Origin of the sequence: Halobacillus litoralis (assembly GCF_009856355.1) — a bacterium.
Lineage (GTDB): Bacteria > Bacillota > Bacilli > Bacillales > Halobacillaceae > Halobacillus > Halobacillus litoralis_B.
Window position 1 is genome coordinate 1 of sequence record NZ_WMEW01000013.1, and the last position, 21,350, is coordinate 21,350.

Below are 21,350 nucleotides of genomic sequence, written 5' to 3' on the forward strand. Positions count from 1 at the left end.
TGATCTTCTTGACCAAGTTAGCTGAGGCCGTGCCCGCGGCAAGCATCCATCGACAAGCGATTCGTGAGAATCAACAACAACCTTTAACCACTTCTCTTGATAGGAAAAGGAGTTTTTCAGTGGCCACGATCCACACAGGGCGCTTTTTCACATTTTCCTCAGCTTGTATAGTATTATGCACAGATACCTTTGAAAAGCCGTACAAAGAGTCCTCAGACGTTTTTCCTGCTGAAAGAGCTGTAAAGGCAGGCCCGATCTCCTCCTCCTTTCAATTAGAAAAACTGCAAAACGGCATAAAAAAACAGCCGGGCTGAAGCCCGGCTGTTTTTACTTTTACAATTACTTCGTGATGTGGATTGGCTGACCGATCGCAACTTCAGCAGCTTCCATCGTGATCTCACCAAGAGTTGGGTGAGCATGGATGGTAAGAGCCAAGTCTTCAGCCGTCATACCAGCTTCAATCGCAAGACCAAGTTCAGCAATCATGTCACTGGCATTTGGTCCGGCAATTTGAGCACCGATAACAAGATCGTCATCTTTACGCGTAACAAGTTTCAGGAACCCGTCACTGTCGTTAAGGGAAAGCGCACGACCATTAGCCGCAAACGGGAATTTAGAAGCTTTCACTTCGTAACCTGCGTCTTTAGCTTCCTGCTCTGTGTAACCAACAGAAGCAAGCTCTGGATCAGAGAATACTACAGCAGGGATGCCGTGGTAATCGATCTCTGTTTTCTCACCAGCAATCGCTTCAGCAGCCACTTTCGCTTCGTAGGAAGCTTTGTGAGCAAGTGGAGGTCCGGCTACGATATCACCAATTGCATAAACGTTATCAAGATTTGTGCGGCATTGGTTGTCGATTTCAATCAGACCTTTATCAGTCATGTTCAATCCAAGATCTTCAAGACCGATTTCATCGGTGTTCGGACGGCGTCCGACCGTGACAAGAACGTAATCAGCGTCGATTGTTTTCGTTTCGCCTTTTACTTCATACGTGACGGTTACACCGTCTTCGGTTTCTTCTACACCTTGAGCCATCGCATTCGTTTCGATAGAGACGCCTTTTTTCTTCAGACGTTTCTTCACGATGGAAGACATCTGTTTTTCGAATCCGCCAAGGATATCTTTCATACCTTCAAGGATGGTTACTTCCGTATCGAAGTTTGCGTACGCTGTACCAAGCTCCGTACCGATGTATCCTCCGCCGATGACGACAAGTTTCTTAGGAACTTCCTGTAGAGAAAGAGCTCCTGTAGAATCAAGGACGCGGTCGGAGAACTTGAAGTTCGGAAGTTCGATTGGACGGGATCCTGTTGCGATAATCACATTGTTGAACGTGTAGGTTTGAGAGTTTTTCTCATCCATAACACGAACCGTGTTTTTATCGACAAAGTAAACTTCACCTTTAACGATGTCTACTTTGTTGCCTTTAAGAAGACCTTCAACACCGCCGGTAAGTTTGTTTACAACACCGCTCTTCCATTCCTGTACTTTGGAAAAGTCGACAGTTGTATTTTCAGATTGGATACCCATGTCGTCGGCACCTTTGGCATGCTCATAACGGTGGCCCGCCTGGATCAATGCCTTGGAAGGTACACAGCCGACGTTCAAGCAGACACCGCCAAGGTTACCCTTGTCAACGATGGTTACTTTCTGACCAGTCTGGGCGGCGCGGATGGCAGCAACATAACCGCCCGGGCCCGCACCTACTACTAATGTGTCTAGTTCAATTGGGAAATCTCCTACTACCATACTTTACGCCTCCATCATGATTAGTTGTGGATCGTTCAGTAAACGCTTGATGTTGTTCATTGCGTGCTGAGCCGTTGCACCGTCAATAATACGGTGGTCAAAGCTTAGGGAAATAGCAAGAACTGGAGCCACTACGACTTCACCATCGCGTACGATCGGCTTATCAGCAATACGGCCGATACCTAGAATAGCTACTTCAGGGTGGTTGATGACTGGTGTGAACCACTGACCACCGGCAGAACCGATATTCGTAATCGTCGTGGAAGCACCTTTCATTTCTTCACCGGAAAGTTTACCATCACGGGCTTTTACAGCCAGTTCATTGATTTCACTTGAGATAGAGAATACAGACTTACGATCCGCGTCTTTAACGACAGGAACCATCAGACCTTTTTCTGTATCGGCAGCAATACCAATATTATAGTAATGTTTCTGAATAATTTCATCCGTATTGTCATCAATTGACGTGTTCAGAACAGGGAATTTCTTAAGTGTAGAAACAAGGGACTTCACAACATATGGAAGGTAAGTCAGCTTGATATCCTGTTCAGCAGCTACGCTCTTGAACTTCTTACGGTGGGCAACAAGTTCAGAAACATCCACTTCATCCATCAATGTTACGTGAGGAGCTGTATGCTTGGAGTTCACCATAGCTTTGGAGATCGCTTTACGGATACCGCTCATCTTCTCACGAGTTTCTGGATAAGCTTCGCCTGCAGCTGGTGCTGCCGGTTTGCTGGATGCTGCTTCTTCCTGCTTCTCTTCCTGTGCAGGTGCTTCAGCGGCTTCTGTTTGTCCACCGTTCATGAAGCTTTCGATATCTTCTTTAAGAATACGGCCGTTTCTGCCTGAACCCTGGACCTGACGGATTTCAATGTCATTGTCACGGGCAAACTTACGTACAGACGGCATAGCGATGACGCGCTTGTCTTCGTCTACATCTGCAGAAGCTGCAGCCGGCTGTTCCGTTTTTTCTTCTTTACTTTCTTCCTTAGGAGCCTCTGCTTCTTCTTCCTTGCTCTCTTCCTGAGGAGCTTCAGAAGACCCAGTGTCCTCGGAACCGTCATCAATTGTGATGATTACCGTTCCTACTGTTGTTGTTTCGCCTTCGTCGACGTGGATCTCTTTTACAGTTCCGTCCACCTGGGAAGGAATTTCAACGACAGCTTTGTCGTTCTGTACTTCACAGAGTACGTCGTCTTCTTTAACTTCATCGCCTGGTTTGACGAACCACTTTGCAATTTCACCTTCGTGGATACCTTCACCGATATCAGGCAGTTTAAATTCAAATGCCACGGGTATTCCCTCCTAGTAATTAGAGATAATTAAAAGTTCATAACGTCGTTGACTTTTTCAACGATCGTGTTGTGGTTAGGAAGCCATACTTCTTCCGCTTGAGTAAATGCATAAACAGTATCTGGTGCAGCTACACGCAGAACCGGAGCTTCAAGGTGAAGAATCGCTTTCTCCTGGATTTCAGCTACAATGTTGGAAGCAATTCCTGCCTGTTTTTGTGCTTCCTGCACAACAACAGCACGGTTTGTCTTCTTCACGGATTCAAGAATCGTTTCGTAGTCCACTGGGGAAACCGTACGAAGGTCAAGAACCTCAGCGCTGATTCCGTTTTTCTCAAGCTCTTCCGCCGCTTTAAGGGAAGAATGAACCATTGCGCCATAAGCGACAAGTGTTACGTCGGTACCCTCGCGCTTAACAGCTGCTTTATCAAGATCAACAGTATACTCTTCTTCCGGCACTTCTTCACGGAAAGAACGGTAAAGCTTCATGTGCTCAAGGAAGATGACTGGATCATTGTTACGGATGGAAGAGATCAAAAGACCTTTGGCATCGTAAGGGTTGGATGGAATGACTACACGCAGACCAGGCTGCTGTGCCATTAGACCTTCAAGGCTGTCCGCGTGAAGTTCAGGCGTGTGTACCCCGCCGCCGAACGGAGAACGAACCGTGATCGGCATTGGACGTGTACCACCGGAACGGTAGCGGTAACGAGCCATTTGGCCGCTGATCGCATCCATTACTTCGTAAACGAAGCCGAAGAATTGAATTTCTGGTACTGGACGGAACCCGGTAAGAGCCAGTCCAATGGACATACCGCCGATTCCGGATTCAGCTAGTGGTGTATCGAATACACGATCTTCGCCGAATTCTTTTTGAAGACCTTCAGTAGCACGGAATACTCCGCCGTTTTGACCAACGTCTTCACCGTAGATCAGCACGTTTTCATCATTGTTAAGTTCTGTGCGCATCGCGTCTGTGATGGCTTGGATCATTGTCATTTGTGCCATGATTTACTTCGACTCCTTTTCCTTATATTCTTCCAGCTGTTCCTGCAGGTTAGATGGAAGTTCCTCGTGCATAATACCGATAAGGTCGGTAACTGACTGCTTAGGAGTATTATCAGCTTCTTTAACAGCTGCTTTAATTTCTTCTTTTGTTTTTTCGATCAATTCGTTTTCTTCCTCTTCAGACCAAAGGCCTTTAGCTTCAAGGAACTTACGGAAACGAACGATTGGATCTTTCTTCTCCCACTCGTTATCTTCGTCTTCTGTACGGTAACGGGTCGGATCGTCACCAGCCATTGTGTGCGGGCCGTAACGGTAAGTAAGAGTTTCGATCAATGTAGGTCCTTCTCCGTTTACAGCACGGTCACGAGCTTCTTTCGTAGCCGCGTAAACAGCAAGAACGTCCATACCATCAACCTGGATACCTTCAATACCGGCAGCAACTGCTTTTTGAGCAATTGTCTGAGCTGCAGACTGCTTTTCAACAGGTACAGAGATCGCAAAGCGGTTGTTCTGTACAACGAAAATCGCCTGGGCACCGAAAGCACCTGCGAAGTTGATACCTTCGTAGAAGTCACCCTGGGAGGCACCGCCGTCACCAGTATAAGTAATCGCTACAGCGTTTTGGCCGCGCTTTTTATAGCCAAGACCAACGCCGGCTGTTTGTGTAATTTGTGCACCGATAATGATCTGCGGGCTTACTGCGTTCACACCCTCAGGCATTTGGTTTCCTTTGAAATGTCCACGGGAGAACAGGAATGCCTGGTGAAGCGGAAGACCGTGCCAGATCAATTGTGGTACGTCACGATAGCCTGGAAGGATAAAGTCCTCTTTTTCCAAAGCAAACTGGCTTCCCAGCTGAGAAGCTTCCTGCCCTGCTGTTGGAGCATAGAAACCAAGGCGTCCCTGGCGGTTAAGCGCGATAGAACGCTGGTCCAAAATACGCGTATATACCATACGGCGCATGATTTCTTTTAAATCTTCATCTGATAGGTCAGGCATGAAATCGTCATTTACGATTTCGCCTTCTTCGTTAAGGATTTGAAACGTTTCGAACTGGTTTTCAATGTTCTCTAGAGTTCGTTTCAAGTCATTCACCCTTTCCTTTCGTATTTTAAAATGGATGCTGTAAGTAGCTTTCCCAATTATGAAAAAAACTGTACCGATTTGCTCTTTACGTTTTACCCCTCACGTCTATGGATTAATCATGACGGGAAGATATCTAAAACTGTTACAATTGTTAACTAAGATTCAATGGTACAATGTCAATCCACTTTGTAGTTTAGCTCAATTCGTCATCATTCGTCAATCACTTCGCTGTAGATAATATCTATATGGTGAAAGAGCCAATGCACAGCCGTCGAAAAAAGGCTGATTCCGAGGGGAAAATCACTCATACTGTATCACCCGAAAATTTAAGCCTGTATTAATCTTACGTTTTTTCCCCTTAATAATCAAATGGGCTGCTTTGGTGTAAAGCCGTCCTGAAAGGCCCGTATGAGACACGCCCGGAAGTACAGTCCCCTTCCTTCAATAAGGACGCCCTTGTAAAGAAAGGTTTCTCTTATCGTAATGGATGTACTAAAGATCTCGAGCCGGCCAGCAGTACTAAATCGTAGTGATGCGGGGCCCTTCCACTGCATAAAACAACAAAAGACCCGCTTTCCTGCACAGCGGGTCTTTTGTTTTAGGACGCATCTTCTTCTGTCGTGTCCTCTTCGGATTCTTCATAGGTCACTTCCAGTTCCATCGTCTCATAAAGCTCTTTTTTCAATGTGTTGTATTCATCTGTATACTGGTTGAACGCTTCATTCTTCTCGATCACCTGATTGTAGCTTTCGTTGATCTGTTCGACCTGGGCTTTCAGGTCCTCTTCCTTCAGGTCTTCCTTCTGAGTCATTTCATACAATTCCGCATCAAGCGTGAGCGCCTCATCATAAGCATTGTATAATTCTTCATATGTACTATACCGCTTTTCCATCACATCAATGAGTTCCTGTGCTTTATCCCGGGCTTCCTCATTCTCTTCACCAAGATCTTCTACAGGAGATTTAATCTCATCAAATTCAGCTTTAGCTGCATCGATGCTCTCTTTTTCAAGCTCGAGCTTATTTCTGCGCTCCTCTACAATGCCAGCTGCTTCCTCTGATTTTTCCTTGATCTGATCAAACTGGTCCATATTCAAAGCAATGATTTCGTCATAAAGCTGTTGTTCCTTTTCCTCCAGTTCAACCATCGGCTCCTGCTGCTCACGGAAGGTTTCCTCCTGTGAAACAGCCTCCTCTAAATGTTCGTAAATTTGTTCTTCCGGTTCCTGATTCGAACATCCTGTCATAACTATGGCAGCTGCAGCCAGCGCCCCGATCATCGTATGTAATCGCACAACATTTCCCCCTCGTAATCCCTGACACATTATTGTAAACTAAGCATATCTACAATAGTATAATAATTGGCAGGAATTGAAAAGTACCGAATTGATTTACCTGCCCTGTCAATGAAAATACAGAGAAGGATATAAGGTTGAAAGGATGTTGTTTGATGATCACAATGGACGATATTGTCCGCGAGGGGCACCCCGCATTAAGGACAGTAACAGAAGAAGTACCACTCCCTCCTTCCGATAAGGATAAGAAAACATTGGAGGAAATGGTTCAATACTTGAAAAACAGCCAGGATGAACAGGTGTGCAGCCGTTACGGCCTGCGCCCGGGCGTCGGTCTTGCGGCACCGCAGATCAATGTGAATAAACGCATGCTGGCGGTGCATTTTACAGATATGAAAGATAAATTATACAGCTACGGCCTGTTCAACCCTCGTATAGTCAGTCATTCTGTTGAACGCACGTATCTATCCACGGGGGAAGGCTGTTTATCCGTGGACCGGGAAGTTCCAGGTTATGTTCCCCGCTACCGTAGAATTACGGTGAAGGCGACGGACCTCGAAGGCAATGAAGTTAAATTACGTTTAAAGGATTATGCAGCCATTGTCTTTCAACATGAAATTGATCACCTTCACGGAGTGATGTTCTATGATCATATTGACCAGGAACAGCCATTTAAAGAACCGGAAAATGCCACACCCGCCGACCGATAAAAAAAGAGCGCCGCTGTCCATTCAGCGGCGCTCTTTTTATTATTTTAATAATCCTAATTCATAAATCGCATGTGAAAGACCGTCTTCTGCGACATCAACCGTCACAAAATCACTCACTGCCTTCGTTTCAGATACAGCATTCCCCATAGCTACACCGGTACCGACCTCACGGATCATTTCAATATCATTCAATCCATCGCCAAAGGCAAAAGTATCCTCCATACGCAGGCCGGCAGCTTCTACAAGTTTCTTGATACCTTCTGCTTTTGAACCTCCTTGAGGAAGCACATCGCAGGAAACCGGGTGCCAGCGGATATAATCAAAAGCCGGGAAAGCTTCCCTGTATTCTTCAATTTCATCGCCCTCACAGAAGATCAAGGACTGATAAATCTTTCTTCCTTTATAAAAGGATGCGTCTTCATAAGGATGATCAATGTATAAAGTTCCAAGACTTGACGAAATATCTTCATGATCAGGAGTGGAAGCTCTCATTTCTTCATGGTTCATGAACACCATTGGGTGATCATTGGATTCTGCATGAGCATGCAGCTTCTCCAGGTCCGGGCCTGAAAGCGGGTTTGTGTAGACTTCCTTCCCTTCAAAGACGACATACTGACCATTGAAACTGATATAGGAATCGATTCCAAGCTCTTCCCTCAGTTCTTTGTACATAAACGGAGCCCGTCCGGTGGCAATGGCACAGTAAACCCCCTGCTCCTTTAAATCCTGAATCGCTTTTTTCGTCTTTTCAGGAAGCTTTTTATCGTGGTCCAGCAGTGTTCCGTCAATATCAAAAAAGGCAATTTTCTTATCCATAAGCGTTCCTCCTGCGTATTCAAATTCTTTATCATCTGCGTTCTTATCATAGCATGTCCTGCTCTTTGGCTATACTGTAGCATGAGTGGATAGGTTTGAGAAGAAAAACACACCATAATGACAAAATATAAAATGTAAATGTTTCATTCTTTCACAAACCGTATTATACTAGAGATAACAGGGATTGGGCGGTTTAACGTTTTTGGCGTTTTCTTCATCAACTTAAAGGGGATGGATGCAAATGATGAAGCGTCTGAGAAGAAAGCTTAGAAAACGTTGGAAAAATTTTATGAAACGGAAGACATACGCGTAAATCAATGTTTCAGGTGTACGGCCACCTGCACATACAAGAATCATTACCATAGACGATTGAATCGTGCTATGATGATGAGAGGACATGAATGTGGAAATTATATCTAGTTAGGAGCGATAACGTAATGATATTCAAAGTATTGTATCAGGAACTTGATACTGAAGTTCCTGTCCGCGAACGTACAGACAGCATGTACCTGGAAGCGGAAACAGAAAGACAAGTACGTGAAAAATTAAAAAATGCAGGATTAAATATCGAATATATCCAGGTGCTTGATGAGGATCACCTGGCATATGAGCAGCAATCCGAAGATTTCAAGCTGGAGCAGTTCTAACCGATGAAATTCGTAAAAAATGACCAGACCGCCGTGTTTGCCCTTGGAGGCCTCGGTGAGATCGGTAAAAACACATACGGTGTACAATTCCAAGACGAAATCATCCTCATTGATGCAGGGATTAAGTTCCCGGAAGACGAACTGCTCGGTATCGACTACGTCATTCCGGATTATACTTATCTCGTGCAGAACCAAGATAAAATCAAAGGTCTGTTCATCACGCACGGCCACGAAGACCACATCGGTGGTATTCCCTACCTTCTGCGTGAACTGAATATTCCAATCTATGCCGGCAAGCTGGCCATCGGCTTAATCCGTAACAAACTGGATGAGCACGGTCTGCTCCGCAGTGCGAAATTGAACACGATTCAGGAAGAAGACGTGATCAAATTCCGCAAAACGTCCGTTTCCTTTTTCCGGACGACACACAGTATCCCCGATTCTTACGGAATCGTCGTAAAAACACCACCGGGTAATGTCGTTCACACAGGTGACTTCAAATTTGACTTCACTCCTGTAGGTGAGCCGGCAAACCTTGCTAAAATGGCTGAAATCGGTAAAGAAGGCGTTCTTGCCCTCCTTTCTGACAGTACCAATAGTGAGGTTCCTGGTTTCACTAAATCCGAACGTGTTGTGGGCCAAAGCATCCATGACATCTTCACGCGTATGGACGGCCGTTTAATCTTCGCGACCTTCGCGTCGAACATCCACCGCCTCCAGCAGGTCGTGGAAGCCGCTATTAAACATGGTCGTAAAGTTGCCGTATTCGGCCGCAGTATGGAATCTTCCATCCGTATCGGCCAGGAACTTGGATATATCCGTGCCCCTAAGGATACATTCATTGATGCCCAGCAGATCAACCGTCTGCCGGCTAACGAAGTCGTCATCCTTTGTACCGGATCCCAAGGTGAACCAATGGCCGCCCTGTCAAGAATCGCCAACGGAACCCACCGTCAGATTCAAATTCAACCAGGCGACACCGTTGTGTTCTCTTCTTCCCCAATCCCTGGAAACACAATCAGTGTCAGCCGTACCATCAACAAATTGTACCGTGCAGGTGCTGACGTTATTCACGGACCATTGAATGATATTCATACGTCCGGACACGGCAGCCAGGAAGAAATGAAGCTCATGCTCCGCCTGATGCAGCCGAAATTCTTCATGCCGATCCACGGGGAATACCGCATGCTGAAAGAACACGTGAAATTGAGTCTGGACTGTGCGGTTCAGGAGGAAAACTGCTTCGTCATGGATAATGGTGACGTCCTTGCCCTTGGCAAGGAAGAAGCCTCCGTTGCAGGAAAAATCCCGTCCGGATCTGTATATGTAGACGGAAGCGGAATCGGTGATATTGGGAATATCGTTCTCCGCGACCGCCGTATTCTATCCGAAGAAGGTCTCGTTATCGTCGTTGTCAGCATCAACATGAAGGAATTTAAGATTGCTTCCGGTCCTGATATCATCTCCCGCGGATTTGTCTACATGAGAGAATCCGAGGACTTGATCAAAGAGGCCCAGCAGCTTGTCAGTTCCCACGTTGAAAAAGTGATGGAACGCCGTACGACTCAATGGTCTGAAATTAAAAACGAAATTACTGATACCATCGCGCCGTTCCTGTTTGAAAAAACAAAACGCCGTCCGATGATCCTTCCAATCATCATGGAAGTGTAATGAGAAAAGCCCGCTGTCTTTCGACAGCGGGCTTTTTATTGTTGAATTATATTAAACGCTGAATGGATTTTTTAAGGTCAGGAAGATCCAGCGTCCCGGATTCAAAGAATTCCTTCACAATATACTTGGAATAATTGACAGCTGAAGTATAATCAATTTTTCCTGGGAGTGGTGCCTGATCTTCAATGGCCACATCGATCAGAACCGGTTTATCAGATAAGAAGGCCTGCTTCATTTTAGTGCCAAGCTCTTCATAGGACTCAATACGGTACCCTTCTGCCCCGCAGGCTTCAGCAAATTTAGCGAAATCCACTTCGCCGAGATTCGTGGCATAATTCAGGTGTCCCATCTGTTCCTGCTCATATTTAATCATTCCGATTTTACTGTTATTTAAGACGACCATCTTAATCGGCAGGTCGTATTTAACAGCCGTAACGAAATCATGCATGACCATTGAAAAACCACCGTCGCCGGATACTCCGACCACCTGCTTTTCCGGATGAGCTTTCTGTGCCGCAATAGCACCGGGAAGTCCACTTCCCATTGTTCCGAGCCAGCCGGAAATCAGGAATTTCTGGTTGACCAGGTGAAGGAAGCGTGTCAGCCATACGGTAACGTTCCCAACGTCGCCGGAAACGACGGCCCCGGGCTTCAAGTGTTTTTCCAGTTCATACATCACTTGAGGCGCATGAAGAGGGTCTTCTTCCCTTCTCTTTTCTTCCTGGACGGCAATGCGCCAATCCTTCATCTTTTCCTGATAATAGGACAAATACTTACGGCTTTCCACAGGTGTTATTGAATCTGTCAGGGCCTTCAAGGTTTCCCGGCTGTCGCCGGCAAGTCCTGTGGTAATGGGATAATGCTTCCCAAGGTGAGCAGGTTCCCGGTCAATCTGAACCGCCTTCACCTGTTCAGGTAGAAAGTCCCGGTAAGGGAACTGGGTTCCGACCAAAATAAGGAGGTCTGTTTCCTTCATGGCGTGATAGGCGGGTTTTGTTCCAATCTGACCGTGCTGTCCTAAGCAGTAGGGATGATTATCCGGAATAATTCCTTTTCCTAGCAGACTCATGATAATCGGCGCTTTGATCGTTTCTGCGAAGGCAATCAGTTCATTTGCCGACGATTTGGTTCCCTGTCCGGCAAGGATGAGCGGCTTCTCTGCCTGTTCAATCAATCTCCTTGCTTCATTTAGATTTTCCTGACCAGGAAAGATTTCCGGTTTGAAAAATTCGCCGGAGGTACGTCTCGTCTTATCACTCTGTTTTTCAGCAAACAAATCATCCGGTACAATCAATACAGAGACTCCCTTATTGGCGTAGGCTTCCTTGACTGCCTGATCCAGCAGATCCGGAAGCTGCTCTTGGGTTTCCGCACGCTGATTAAAGACAGAGACATCATCAAACAGGCGTTCCAGATTAATTTCCTGAAACGCTCCTGTCCCTATTTCTTCGCTGTGAACCTGTCCAACGATGGCAAGGACAGGCGCACCATCAGCCTTCGCGTCATAGAGTCCATTTAATAAATGGATGGCTCCCGGTCCTGCTATCCCCATAGTCACGCCAAGCTTACCGGTCAGCTTCGCATAAGCGGCAGCTGAAAGGGCGCCGGTCTCTTCATGGCGGACCTGGAGAAATTCAATCTCGTCCTTTCTTTTACGTAAATCATCGATTAATTCATTTATAGAATCACCTGGCATGCCGTATACATGATCTACACCCCAGTCGATCAACTGCTGTGTTAATAGGGCTCCTGTACGCTTTTCAAACATGTGCTTCATCCTTTCAACTTGCTGAATTTCTGCATCTACCCTTTGTATTTCCTTAACCCTTCTTTCGTAAACAAAAAAAGAACGGGCCGTATCAGGCTCGTTCTGCAGGTCTCTTCCTATACATCCCCGTTCTCATTGTCCAAAAGGGCTGAAACTTCCTCCAGCTGGATCAACAGTTCCTCCATCATCGATTCGACCTCAACAAGATCGGCGGTCTTTTCCACCGTCCCTCTTTCCTCCTGTTTTTGTATGAGGTAGAGGAAAAGCAGCTTCAAGGAGTCTTCTTCGAGGAAAATGAAACTTTGATCATCAGCCCGTCTGGCACTCTTCTTCTGTTTCAGTTTTTCAACGAGCCACTGCTTGATGAACCTCTGTACATCTTCTTCCGCCATTACTCTCCCTCCCCTTTCACACCACTTGCACTCATCTGATTTAAGGAAGGGACACCTGATTCCCACCCTTTTCCATAGGCGTACCCATGCACACTGGCAGCATAAGAGGTTTCATGCTTCCACTTCAGTTGAAAATTTGCGAAAGTGAGAGATCCTCCCGGTTCAATGCCTGTATGGTCCAGAGGCTTCAACCAGAATTCATTTTTCTTCTGCTGTTCATCCATTCGAACCCAGGCCCCTGCCGCCTTCATTTTTCCAGCCTGTTCTTTATGTACATATTTCCCTGAGAATTGAAAAGGGGCATCCTCCGACATCTTAAGGCAGATATAAGGGTCGTGCATCTTCTGGTGACTCAAATTTCGAATATGGAAGCTTGCAATCATCATACATTCCTGGTCGGTATCATGGGAGATATGGATGGAATGGGTAAAAAAACAAATGACAGCCTCCCGCTGCCCTGCCTTCCACGCGTTGATTTTTTCCCGGATGTCCTGGATGCGGGCCTCCTGCTGCTTTTTCAACTGTAACAACCGTTCCATGCAACGCCACCTCCAAAAAAAATACAAGAGAGGAACGGTGTCCTCTCTTGTATTTATGCAACTGGATCAGCCATTATCACCATTGTCACCAGTCGGGAACAATACCGGACACTGCGGCGGCATTGTTGGAGCCGGGCAAGGCGGGATTGGAAGCATATCACGCGGCTCACAGAATTCAGCGATAAGCTCAAGCGTCACGGGATACGTAGACTGGATGCTCTGGCAGAGACGGACGGAAACCGTAATGTCATCAAGGGAATCCCCATCTGTACCATTTTCTTCACATGTGAAGTTACAAACGAAGCAGTCGAGGTCTGTATAAGTAACCTCTACGTCTGTTCCATCTGGAGCGCACAGCAGAACCTGCTCACAGCGGACGAAATCAGCTTCGCCTACTTCTACCACAGCTCCACCATTTTCTGCTGTCAATTCTACAGAAATGACTACCGTAAAGTATTTACGGATGTTCACAAGCTGAAGCGTCAACAGAGTACCGTCAACGACAAGCTCCTGGTCTACGCGTCCGACAATTTCAATTGGATCGTCTTCACGCGGCTCGACTGTACAGATGACCTCTTCAATGTCGTCACACTCAAGCTGTTCTCCTGAAGGACCGACGGGAAGATCAAAATCTCCGATTGTTAAATCAAACGAAGCCTCATTGATTACCCAGTCATAAACTTTTGTTGTGTTGATACATAGGAGCTCCTGGCCCCCATTAAGATTTTTTGCTTGCATGGTTAGCAAACACCTCCGAATAAGATTTTTCTTTCACTCGTAGCATATGTGTGGAAAAAAGCTTGGGTCTAGTACATTCGCTGATGTTTGGTTGGATTTTACAATTTTGTGCGAACACCTATATTACATGCAGAAGACGCCATATGGTGTCTGTCCCCTTTAAAGGAAATATCCCGGACATAACGTATGTGGAGCACGCATAAGCTGATATGTAAAAAGAGCCGCTTTACAACCATGGGCCGGTGTCTCTAAACCCACCCATTCTTGTGTCACGGATCGGCAGGGAATCAATACTATAATACTGTGCTGGTAAGGGTGATGAATGATGGAGCCGTACAGCCATACAGGACCAGACCATGTGGAACTTCTGAAATGGAACATCCGCCTTTTCAAAGAGATGATCCAATCGCTGGAAAATGGGGACTGGACTGTGGAAGAGGGGTACAGGGGAAAAGACCCACTTCATTATAAGTTATTGTTAGAAGGAGTTATTAACAAAATGGAAGAATTCAACCAGCAGCTTGAGCAGCGTACCAATCAGCTCACCGCTCAAGTGCAGCAACTGAGTGAGCATGTTCATCTATTGATTGATGATGTGGAAGGCATTAAGGAAAAGCTTGACCGCCTGCAATTGAATGACTTGATTCAAAAAATGAACGTGATCATCGAACAGCAGGATGACAAGGAACAGGAACAAGTGCAGCAATCCGAGAATGACCGTTTGAAAAGGGAAATCGATCAACTGAAATCTGAAATGATGGCTCAAAAGACGCAGGAATACGCAGAGCCGCATCCCCCGGTCCAGGAACAGACAGGGCCTAAGGTTTCAGAATACAGGAGACTTAAAACGATGCTGCATTCCTCCCCCATGTATCCGGCACAGCGACAGGACTATTACCCTCCGCAGCAGCCTTATCCCTACTCCAACCCTGCCTCCTACTATCCACCTCAGCCGGGCCAGTATCAACAGAACTATCCAGTCCCCAACGAATCGACACGAAGGGGCCAAAAACGATCATCCAGACATCCGTTTATTGAACCTGTCAAAAATACCATCTTAAAGTCGAGCGCAAAAAAAAACGATAAAGAACCAGCCCAGGACGTGAATGTCCATCATCCATCGGCGTTGACTATTGTACAGGAGGATCCGGAAAGCAAAAAAGCGCTTGTTCAATCCATTGCTCATTCGATATCATCCATCCCGGCCCCGGAACCAACTCCACCTGAACAGCCGGCACTGAGAGGTATCAAACGAACGTCCCCTGTATCCATCGAGAAGGCCAAAATTACACAGAAGCCGGATGCCGAACCCGTACAGAATGTCCAGGAACCGGTGTCAGAAAAGGAAACTCCTGCAAAAAAACGAGAGTTTTCCTCCATTTTTTCTATCTTTCAGAAGTGGAATGGGTAGAAGTGAGGATTGCTCAGCAGCTGTACCAGCAGATGGTGGATCACGGATATACCAGTCTTCCTAATGAAGCGTGCGGAATGGCTTCCGGAAAAGACGGGCAGATTGAACAGGTGTGGCCGCTTGTGAATGAACGCCCCTCCCCCCATCGTTTCTTTGTTAGTAAGTCCATCGTTTTCTCTACTCTTGAGGCCATTGAACAATCCGGGCAGCAGGTGCTGGCCATCTACCACACACATCCTGGAACAGCACCGGTGCCCTCCTCTTATGATCTTCAAAGTCATCCGGACACTAAGGTGAAAATGTTGATCATTTCCTATAAATTCACGCCTCCCCGCTCCGCCTGCTACTCTGTATTGTCCGGCCGGTATGTCAAACACCCATTTCACATCGGAGACCGTTAAGCGCCCTTCCCTTTTTTCAGGATGTGCTTATACTACAGTATTAAGGTGTAAGGAGAGGTGGCTGTGAAAGAAAGACGAAGTAAAAAACTGGTTAAGGTCAACCGGACCATAAAAAGTACACCAAGCCCAATCGTAATTGAAACGACGAAAAACAAAGTCGAACGTCCCGTTAGACGAGGGGGCTGCTGTCTAAAAAGGAAAAGCTGATTGATTCTCGCCTCCGAATGAGACCAATGAGCGGCAAGTCCTTATTTATTATTATCATTATTTAAAATAAAAAGCCCCGGTTCCTTTTTGGAATCCGGGGCTTCTGGTTTAGTCCTCTACTACAAGATTTTTCTCAAAACGGCTGATGTCCTTATCAGCTCCAATGACGATCAGGACATCACTTTCCCTGATCTCCTCGGTAGCCATTGGAGAGACAATCACATCTTTCTCCCGCTTAATAGCAACGACGTTACACCCATATTCTGCACGGATATCGAGGTCCACCAATGTCTGCCCGCCCATTTTACTGCCGGCTTTCACCTCGACAACGCTGTGGTCATCGGAAAGCTCGATGTAATCCAGAATATTATTGGAAATGATATTATGAGCAATCCTTTTCCCCATATCTCTTTCCGGGTGGACGACTTGATCGGCACCGATTTTGTTCAGGATTTTTTCATGATAATCATTCTGGGCTTTGACTGTAATCATTTTGATGCCCATCTCTTTCAAAATCAAAGTGGTCAGCATGCTGGCCTGTATATTGTCCCCTATGGCGACAATGACATGGTCAATATTACGGAACCCGAGCTCTTTCAGCGCATTTTCATCCGTCGAATCTGCTATGACAGCGTGGGACGCTATATCTCTGTATTCATTGACTTTGTCTTCATCCAGGTCAAGGGCGAGTACTTCCATTCCTTCGCGGCTCAGTTCCCGGCAGATGCTGCCCCCGAACCTTCCAAGACCAATAACAGCGAATTCCTTCTTCATGTTTCACGACTCCCATCTATCACGTAAAAATCTATGCTTATTCTATCACACAATGGTTATCATCACACCACAAAATAGAGAACCACGCCCCGCAGGCGCTCCGACCTCTCCCGTCCCGCGTAGGAACGTTCACTTATCTTGGAAAGACTGCTGTTTAGAGCCTGGAGGGTCCGTCTTGTGCAGGAATGGGACTCCTTCTGCAGGGGTTTGATGAATGTTTGCCCTCCCTAAGATTATGAAGGATAAAAAAAGAAGATTTTCTGTTCGACAGAAAATCTTCCTTTTATCAAAAACATCCAGGGAACGCATTCATGAAAAACGCTCTCATGGAACACCGGCACCAGGCCTGCGCCCAAGAGGCCCTGCATGACCACCCTGCGTAATGAGTAGAGAAGTATCCCTTCTCTACTTTTTCCCCTTAACGTAATCTGCATCGAACAAGAACATGCGCATCAGGAGAATCAGCGATGGAATCAGCAGCAAAAGACCTGCGATAAAGACGATGACAAGCGCCACAGCCATCGATTCATTCGTGACAGCATTGGTGACTGTTACATACGGGTACAGCAGATAAGGCAGATGAGAAGCTCCATATCCGAAGAAAGCCACGAAGAACTGAAGCATCACGGCGATAAACGCCCATCCGTAAAATTTTCCGATATAAACGAGAAACAGGGCAATAACAAAAAACCCTACAGAAATACCGAAGACCCACCATAAGTCAATCGCCCGTTGAAAATGCTCGGCATTCTGCTGACTCAAAGCAATAAACGTGGTCAGACTGGCAATAATGGTCGGAGAGCTCCAGAATAACGCATACTTCCTGACGATTTCGAGAGCGGGCCGGTCTCCCGCACGATGAGCATAATACGTTAAAAACATCGCGCTGATATAAAGAACAGAAACAATGGCCAGAAATACGACACTCCATGAATAAGGACTTGAGAAAAGCTCTCCATAGAGCAGCTGAACACCATTCTCCGTCTCTTCTATAAATCCGCCTTCTGAGATCGTCAGAGCCGTTGACAGGGAAGCCGGAATAAGCAGCCCTGTTGCTCCGTAGAGGAACATGTACAAGGAATTATCCTTTGATCCGTAATTCTCAAACGCATAAAAGGAGCCCCGGATGGCAATAAGAACAATGGCAATACTCCCCGGAATCAACAGAGACTGCCCGAAATAATAGGCCATATCCGGGAAGAACCCGACGAGACCGACGAAGAAAAAGACGAAGAATACGTTCGTCACTTCCCATACCGGTGAAAGGTAACGGGAAATCAGCTGATTAATCAAATGATCTTTTTTTGTCAATCTGGCATAGTAGGCAAAAAAACCAGCTCCGAAGTCCACAGATGCCACGATCAAATACCCGTACAGGAAAAACCAGAGGACTGAAATACCAATGATTTCATAGCTCATGACTGTCCCTCCCTGCTCGCTGCGGCTGTGTTCGGAAAGCGGTGTTCTAATTCAAGCTCCGCCGGCTTCCCTTTGAAGATTTTGCGGAGCGTCAGCAGACATCCGACTGCGAGAACAAAATAGACGGCAGCAAAGAGGGCAAACATCCAGCCGATATAAGGCGACGTCGTCGATCCTTCCGCAACGGTCATAAATCCTCTCAAAATCCACGGCTGTCTCCCGACTTCGGCATAAATCCATCCGAATTCAATGGCGAGCATCGTCAATGGACCTGCCGCCGCCACTCCCCATAAGAGGAACGGGTGGAATGGGTTTCCTTTTTTCCACTTCCAAAGCACAAGGAAAAGCAGGGAAATACCCAGAGTATAAAAGCCGATCGATACCATCAAATCAAACATGTAGTGGATCCATAAAGGCGGACGCTCATTTTCAGGCGTTTCCTCCAGTCCTTCCACTTCTGCATTGAAGTCTCCATAAGCCAGGAAACTTAAAGCATTGGGAATCCGAATGGCATTTTCGACTTCGTTATTTTCATTCAGTGTACCGAATACGACAAGGTCAGCGCCTTCTTCGGATTCAAAGTGCCATTCACCGGCAGCGAGTTTTTCAGGCTGATGCTCAGCCAGGAACTTAGCCGATAAGTCTCCGGCAAGTGCCGTAAGAATAGCAAAGATAAAGGTAGCCGTCATCGTCAGCTTTAATGCCTTTTTATGATAGAGCGAGCCTTTTTTCACCAGAATGATGAAAGCAGCAATTCCCGCAAGTACCGCAGCAGCGGTTAAATAAGAAGAAGAGATTACGTGAAACACCTTCGTCGGTGTAGCGGGGTTGAACATCGCGGCTATAGGATCCACGGATGTAAAACGCCCCTCCTCCAGCTCAAAACCCTGCGGAGTGTTCATAAACGAGTTCACTGTCGTAATGAAAAAGGCGGACATCGTCCCCCCGATGACTACCGGGATGGACAAGAGCCAGTGATAGATCGGCTTCTTGAACCGGTCCCACGTGTATAAGTAAATCCCAAGGAAAATAGCCTCAAAGAAAAACGCGAAAGTTTCCATAAACAACGGCAGAGCAATCACGTTCCCAGCGAGTCTCATGAAGCTGGGCCAGATGAGTGACAGCTGCAGACCAATCGCTGTTCCTGTCACAACTCCGACAGCGACGGTAATCGTATATCCCCTCGTCCAGCGTCTGGCGAGCAGGGTGTAGTGCGGATCCTTCCGCTTAATCCCGATCAATTCTGCAATAGACACCAGCACCGGGACACCTACCCCCAGTGTGGCGAAAATGGCGTGAAATAGTAATGTCATCGCAGTGAGTGCACGACTCACTTCGACGGTTTCGAATCCAAACATCTTAAATCGTTCCCTCCTACCCAGGAATGGTCTCCATAACCTTTCTGAGATTAGTATAAAACGTAAAACACCGTTATGGTATTCAAGATGATGACTATTTTGTGACAAACTTCACAAAGTCTTTACGATTCTTATCTTACCTCAGACCGCCGGTCATGTCGACCTATCTGCCTGTTCCCCTCTTCCTTCTTTGTCTAACGTTGGAAACAAGAAAAACCCTGCAGAAAAAGTTCTGCAGGGTTCCGTTTATATGGCATCGAGCATTTGAAACTGGGCCTTCACCAGTTCATAATATTCGCCGTGCTGATCCATGAGTTCATCATGCGATCCCTGTTCAAGGATTTTCCCTTGTTCCAGCACGAAAATGTTGTCAGCTTCACGGATCGTCGACAACCGGTGAGCAATCATAATCGCTGTTCGACCTTTCAGAAGCTTTTTCAATGCCTGTTGGATTTTCAATTCAGTCTCTGTGTCAATACTTGCCGTTGCTTCATCGAGAATCAATATCCTCGGGTTGGCCAGCAGAGCCCGTGCAAAGGAAAGCAGCTGCCGTTCGCCGGCAGAGAGGATGTTCCCGCGTTCCTCCACTTCCGTTTCATAGCTGTTGTTTAAGCGTTGAATAAACCCGTCGGCTCCCACCACTTCTGCTGCTTCTTTCACTTCTTCGTCTGTGGCATCCGGGCGGCCGAAGCGGATATTCTCCATAATGGTTCCAGAGAAAATGAACGTGTCCTGGAGAACGACACTGATCTGCTGCCTGATACTATCAATGGAAGCATCCTTCAAATCCACACCATCAATTTTCACTGCCCCTTTGGTCGGGTCGTAAAAGCGGCTGATCAAGTTGGCAATCGTCGATTTCCCTGATCCGGTATGGCCCACGAGCGCCACTGTCTCGCCTGCTTTCATCTCAAGGTTGATATTATGAAGGGCAATCCGCTTGGAATCGTAGGCAAACTGGACATGATCGAATTCGATATGCCCTTTCATCTCTTTTAATTCCACAGCGTCTTTCTTCTCTTCTACATTCGGTTCTTCATCAAGGAATTCGAATATCCTCTCAGAAGCCGCCATCGCCATGAGAAGCTGGTTGTACATCATCCCGAGTCTGGAAATAGGCTCCCAGAACATACCGAGGAAAAAGGCGAACGTTACGAAGTCTCCCACTTCGATCTCTCCCTGCAGAATCAGCCAGGCACCAAAGGATACGAGGATCACCGTACCAATGGCGTTGCTCATTTCTACAAACGGCCGGAACATGGCACTCCTCTTCGTCGCTTCCTTCCAAGCGTGGAAGTTATCAGCGTTCACTCCGTCAAAGTACTCGGTATTTTCCTTTTCCTGTGTAAAGGACTGCGTAATCCGTATTCCCTGCAGGCTCTCATTTAAATGAGAATTCAGCTTCGACTGCTGAATCCGTACCTGCTGCCAGGACCGTCGGATGTTTCGGCGGAGCTTCGTGGAAATGTAGAACATCAGCGGCATAATCACGAGAATCGCCAGGGCCAGTTTCAGATCCAGGGCAAGCAGAATAGCGATGATGCCTGTCAGGAGAACAATATCCATCAGAAGATTGATAATTCCGTTGGTAAACAGCTCCTGTAGAGAGTTGATATCATTCATGATCCGCACCAGAATGGATCCGGCCGATCTTGAATCAAAAAACTTGTGAGACAGCCGCTGAACATGGGAAAACAAATGCTGACGGAGATCATAGATTACATTCTGACCAAGGATATTAACATACTTTATCCTCAGGGCATTGGCAATATAGCTGAGTCCATACAAGGCGGCAATGCCCACCACAAGCTGGATCAATAAATTGGTGTCTCTTTCTGCAATGGCGAGGTCAATCGCCACCTTACCGATTAAAATCGGCACAACCAGCCGGACCAGTGTGGATACCAGCATGGAAATGATCGATACAGGCAGCAGGTTTTTCATATACGGTTTGATGTAGGCCAGCAGCCGCCACATCTGTGACCAGTTAAACGGCTTCTCGATGGCCTGGTCCTGTGAGTATTTGAAACGGTTTAAGTGTCTATTTTTATCCGCCATTGAAACCCC

Annotated in this window: 20 protein-coding genes; 6 read left to right on the forward strand and 14 right to left on the reverse strand. The window is 46.6% G+C overall.

All coding sequences use genetic code 11. The features are described from left to right. Window positions 1-314 (forward strand): hypothetical protein (locus tag GLV97_RS20045; protein WP_237418644.1); only part of this gene is annotated, 314 nt, incomplete at its 5' end. 25 nt (window positions 315-339) lie between these two features. Here the strand turns inward: GLV97_RS20045 and lpdA are convergent. The 5 genes from lpdA to GLV97_RS16115 all read right to left on the reverse strand — a co-directional run bounded on the left by lpdA (window position 340) and on the right by GLV97_RS16115 (window position 6,432). Continuing rightward, window positions 340-1,749 carry a dihydrolipoyl dehydrogenase gene (gene lpdA, locus GLV97_RS16095; protein WP_160835461.1) on the reverse strand — a complete coding sequence of 470 codons (1,410 nt, stop codon included), beginning with the start codon at window positions 1,747-1,749 and terminating at the stop codon, window positions 340-342. Between the two features lie 3 nt (window positions 1,750-1,752). Continuing rightward, a complete protein-coding gene (locus tag GLV97_RS16100; RefSeq protein WP_160890102.1) occupies window positions 1,753-3,045 on the reverse strand; it encodes a 2-oxo acid dehydrogenase subunit E2 in 1,293 nt (430 codons plus the stop codon). Between the two features lie 29 nt (window positions 3,046-3,074). Continuing rightward, a complete protein-coding gene (locus tag GLV97_RS16105; RefSeq protein WP_160835459.1) occupies window positions 3,075-4,052 on the reverse strand; it encodes an alpha-ketoacid dehydrogenase subunit beta in 978 nt (325 codons plus the stop codon). 3 nt (window positions 4,053-4,055) lie between these two features. Beyond that, window positions 4,056-5,138 carry a pyruvate dehydrogenase (acetyl-transferring) E1 component subunit alpha gene (pdhA, locus tag GLV97_RS16110; RefSeq protein WP_160835458.1) on the reverse strand — a complete coding sequence of 361 codons (1,083 nt, stop codon included), beginning with the start codon at window positions 5,136-5,138 and terminating at the stop codon, window positions 4,056-4,058. Between the two features lie 598 nt (window positions 5,139-5,736). After that, on the reverse strand, window positions 5,737-6,432 hold the full coding sequence (locus GLV97_RS16115; RefSeq protein WP_337194114.1) for a YkyA family protein: 696 nt from the start codon (window positions 6,430-6,432) through the stop codon (window positions 5,737-5,739). Window positions 6,433-6,587: 155 nt separating this feature from the next. Here GLV97_RS16115 and def point away from each other — a divergent pair, with 155 nt between their 5' ends. Continuing rightward, a complete protein-coding gene (gene def / locus GLV97_RS16120; protein ID WP_160890103.1) occupies window positions 6,588-7,142 on the forward strand; it encodes a peptide deformylase in 555 nt (184 codons plus the stop codon). Window positions 7,143-7,181: 39 nt separating this feature from the next. Here def and GLV97_RS16125 read toward each other — a convergent pair whose 3' ends face one another. Further along, on the reverse strand, window positions 7,182-7,958 hold the full coding sequence (locus GLV97_RS16125) for a Cof-type HAD-IIB family hydrolase (protein WP_160835455.1): 777 nt from the start codon (window positions 7,956-7,958) through the stop codon (window positions 7,182-7,184). Between the two features lie 437 nt (window positions 7,959-8,395). On the opposite strand from GLV97_RS16125, the gene GLV97_RS16130 reads away from it, so the two are divergent. Both GLV97_RS16130 and rnjA read left to right on the forward strand, forming a co-directional pair. Beyond that, entirely contained in the window at window positions 8,396-8,605 is a 210-nt protein-coding gene (locus GLV97_RS16130) for a DNA-dependent RNA polymerase subunit epsilon (protein WP_160835454.1), read from the forward strand. Between the two features lie 3 nt (window positions 8,606-8,608). Beyond that, window positions 8,609-10,276: a ribonuclease J1 gene (rnjA, locus tag GLV97_RS16135; RefSeq protein WP_160835453.1), complete on the forward strand. Its 1,668-nt coding sequence runs from the start codon at window positions 8,609-8,611 to the stop codon at window positions 10,274-10,276. 46 nt (window positions 10,277-10,322) lie between these two features. On the opposite strand, the gene GLV97_RS16140 is transcribed toward rnjA, so the two are convergent. The 4 genes from GLV97_RS16140 to GLV97_RS16155 form a co-directional block, all read right to left on the reverse strand. After that, on the reverse strand, window positions 10,323-12,044 hold the full coding sequence (locus GLV97_RS16140; RefSeq protein ID WP_160835452.1) for a pyruvate oxidase: 1,722 nt from the start codon (window positions 12,042-12,044) through the stop codon (window positions 10,323-10,325). A 116-nt stretch (window positions 12,045-12,160) separates the two neighbouring features. Then, the gene (locus GLV97_RS16145) at window positions 12,161-12,436 is read right to left on the reverse strand and encodes a hypothetical protein (RefSeq protein ID WP_160841964.1); all 276 of its coding nucleotides are present in this window, start codon (window positions 12,434-12,436) and stop codon (window positions 12,161-12,163) included. Next, a complete protein-coding gene (locus GLV97_RS16150) occupies window positions 12,436-12,975 on the reverse strand; it encodes a hypothetical protein (RefSeq protein WP_160841965.1) in 540 nt (179 codons plus the stop codon). The genes GLV97_RS16145 and GLV97_RS16150 overlap by 1 nt, the downstream gene beginning before the upstream one ends. Window positions 12,976-13,041: 66 nt before the next feature. Next, window positions 13,042-13,713, reverse strand: a complete 672-nt coding sequence (locus GLV97_RS16155) for a hypothetical protein (protein ID WP_160835449.1) — start codon at window positions 13,711-13,713, stop codon at window positions 13,042-13,044. Between the two features lie 325 nt (window positions 13,714-14,038). Here GLV97_RS16155 and GLV97_RS16160 point away from each other — a divergent pair, with 325 nt between their 5' ends. Beyond that, window positions 14,039-15,124, forward strand: coding sequence for a hypothetical protein (locus tag GLV97_RS16160; RefSeq protein WP_160890104.1), 1,086 nt, complete (start codon window positions 14,039-14,041; stop codon window positions 15,122-15,124). Between the two features lie 2 nt (window positions 15,125-15,126). Further along, window positions 15,127-15,525, forward strand: a complete 399-nt coding sequence (locus tag GLV97_RS16165) for a Mov34/MPN/PAD-1 family protein (protein WP_160841967.1) — start codon at window positions 15,127-15,129, stop codon at window positions 15,523-15,525. A gap of 315 nt (window positions 15,526-15,840) precedes the next feature. On the opposite strand, the gene GLV97_RS16170 is transcribed toward GLV97_RS16165, so the two are convergent. The 4 genes from GLV97_RS16170 to GLV97_RS16185 form a co-directional block, all read right to left on the reverse strand. Continuing rightward, a complete protein-coding gene (locus tag GLV97_RS16170) occupies window positions 15,841-16,506 on the reverse strand; it encodes a potassium channel family protein (RefSeq protein ID WP_160835446.1) in 666 nt (221 codons plus the stop codon). A 405-nt stretch (window positions 16,507-16,911) separates the two neighbouring features. Then, complete coding sequence (locus tag GLV97_RS16175; RefSeq protein WP_160835445.1) at window positions 16,912-17,925, reverse strand: cytochrome d ubiquinol oxidase subunit II; 1,014 nt, start codon at window positions 17,923-17,925, stop codon at window positions 16,912-16,914. Beyond that, window positions 17,922-19,283 (reverse strand): cytochrome ubiquinol oxidase subunit I, encoded by a 1,362-nt coding sequence (locus tag GLV97_RS16180; RefSeq protein WP_160835444.1) that lies wholly within the window; start codon window positions 19,281-19,283, stop codon window positions 17,922-17,924. The genes GLV97_RS16175 and GLV97_RS16180 overlap by 4 nt, the downstream gene beginning before the upstream one ends. Before the next feature lie 246 nt (window positions 19,284-19,529). Next, window positions 19,530-21,341, reverse strand: a complete 1,812-nt coding sequence (locus tag GLV97_RS16185) for an ABC transporter ATP-binding protein (protein ID WP_160890105.1) — start codon at window positions 21,339-21,341, stop codon at window positions 19,530-19,532. Between the last annotated feature and the right edge of the window lie 9 nt (window positions 21,342-21,350).

What these genes read in the sequence shown, in the direction of transcription:
- GLV97_RS16155 (WP_160835449.1), bottom strand. Translation starts at nt 13,713, where the DNA reads ATGCAAGCAAAAAATCTTAATGGGGGCCAGGAGCTCCTATGTATCAAC.
- GLV97_RS16150 (WP_160841965.1), bottom strand. Translation starts at nt 12,975, where the DNA reads ATGGAACGGTTGTTACAGTTGAAAAAGCAGCAGGAGGCCCGCATCCAG.
- GLV97_RS16160 (WP_160890104.1), top strand. Translation starts at nt 14,039, where the DNA reads ATGGAGCCGTACAGCCATACAGGACCAGACCATGTGGAACTTCTGAAA.
- GLV97_RS16170 (WP_160835446.1), bottom strand. Translation starts at nt 16,506, where the DNA reads ATGAAGAAGGAATTCGCTGTTATTGGTCTTGGAAGGTTCGGGGGCAGC.
- GLV97_RS16105 (WP_160835459.1), bottom strand. Translation starts at nt 4,052, where the DNA reads ATGGCACAAATGACAATGATCCAAGCCATCACAGACGCGATGCGCACA.
- GLV97_RS16140 (WP_160835452.1), bottom strand. Translation starts at nt 12,044, where the DNA reads ATGTTTGAAAAGCGTACAGGAGCCCTATTAACACAGCAGTTGATCGAC.
- GLV97_RS16180 (WP_160835444.1), bottom strand. Translation starts at nt 19,283, where the DNA reads ATGTTTGGATTCGAAACCGTCGAAGTGAGTCGTGCACTCACTGCGATG.
- GLV97_RS16175 (WP_160835445.1), bottom strand. Translation starts at nt 17,925, where the DNA reads ATGAGCTATGAAATCATTGGTATTTCAGTCCTCTGGTTTTTCCTGTAC.
- GLV97_RS16145 (WP_160841964.1), bottom strand. Translation starts at nt 12,436, where the DNA reads ATGGCGGAAGAAGATGTACAGAGGTTCATCAAGCAGTGGCTCGTTGAA.
- GLV97_RS16130 (WP_160835454.1), top strand. Translation starts at nt 8,396, where the DNA reads ATGATATTCAAAGTATTGTATCAGGAACTTGATACTGAAGTTCCTGTC.
- def (WP_160890103.1), top strand. Translation starts at nt 6,588, where the DNA reads ATGATCACAATGGACGATATTGTCCGCGAGGGGCACCCCGCATTAAGG.
- GLV97_RS16185 (WP_160890105.1), bottom strand. Translation starts at nt 21,341, where the DNA reads ATGGCGGATAAAAATAGACACTTAAACCGTTTCAAATACTCACAGGAC.
- GLV97_RS16125 (WP_160835455.1), bottom strand. Translation starts at nt 7,958, where the DNA reads ATGGATAAGAAAATTGCCTTTTTTGATATTGACGGAACACTGCTGGAC.
- rnjA (WP_160835453.1), top strand. Translation starts at nt 8,609, where the DNA reads ATGAAATTCGTAAAAAATGACCAGACCGCCGTGTTTGCCCTTGGAGGC.
- lpdA (WP_160835461.1), bottom strand. Translation starts at nt 1,749, where the DNA reads ATGGTAGTAGGAGATTTCCCAATTGAACTAGACACATTAGTAGTAGGT.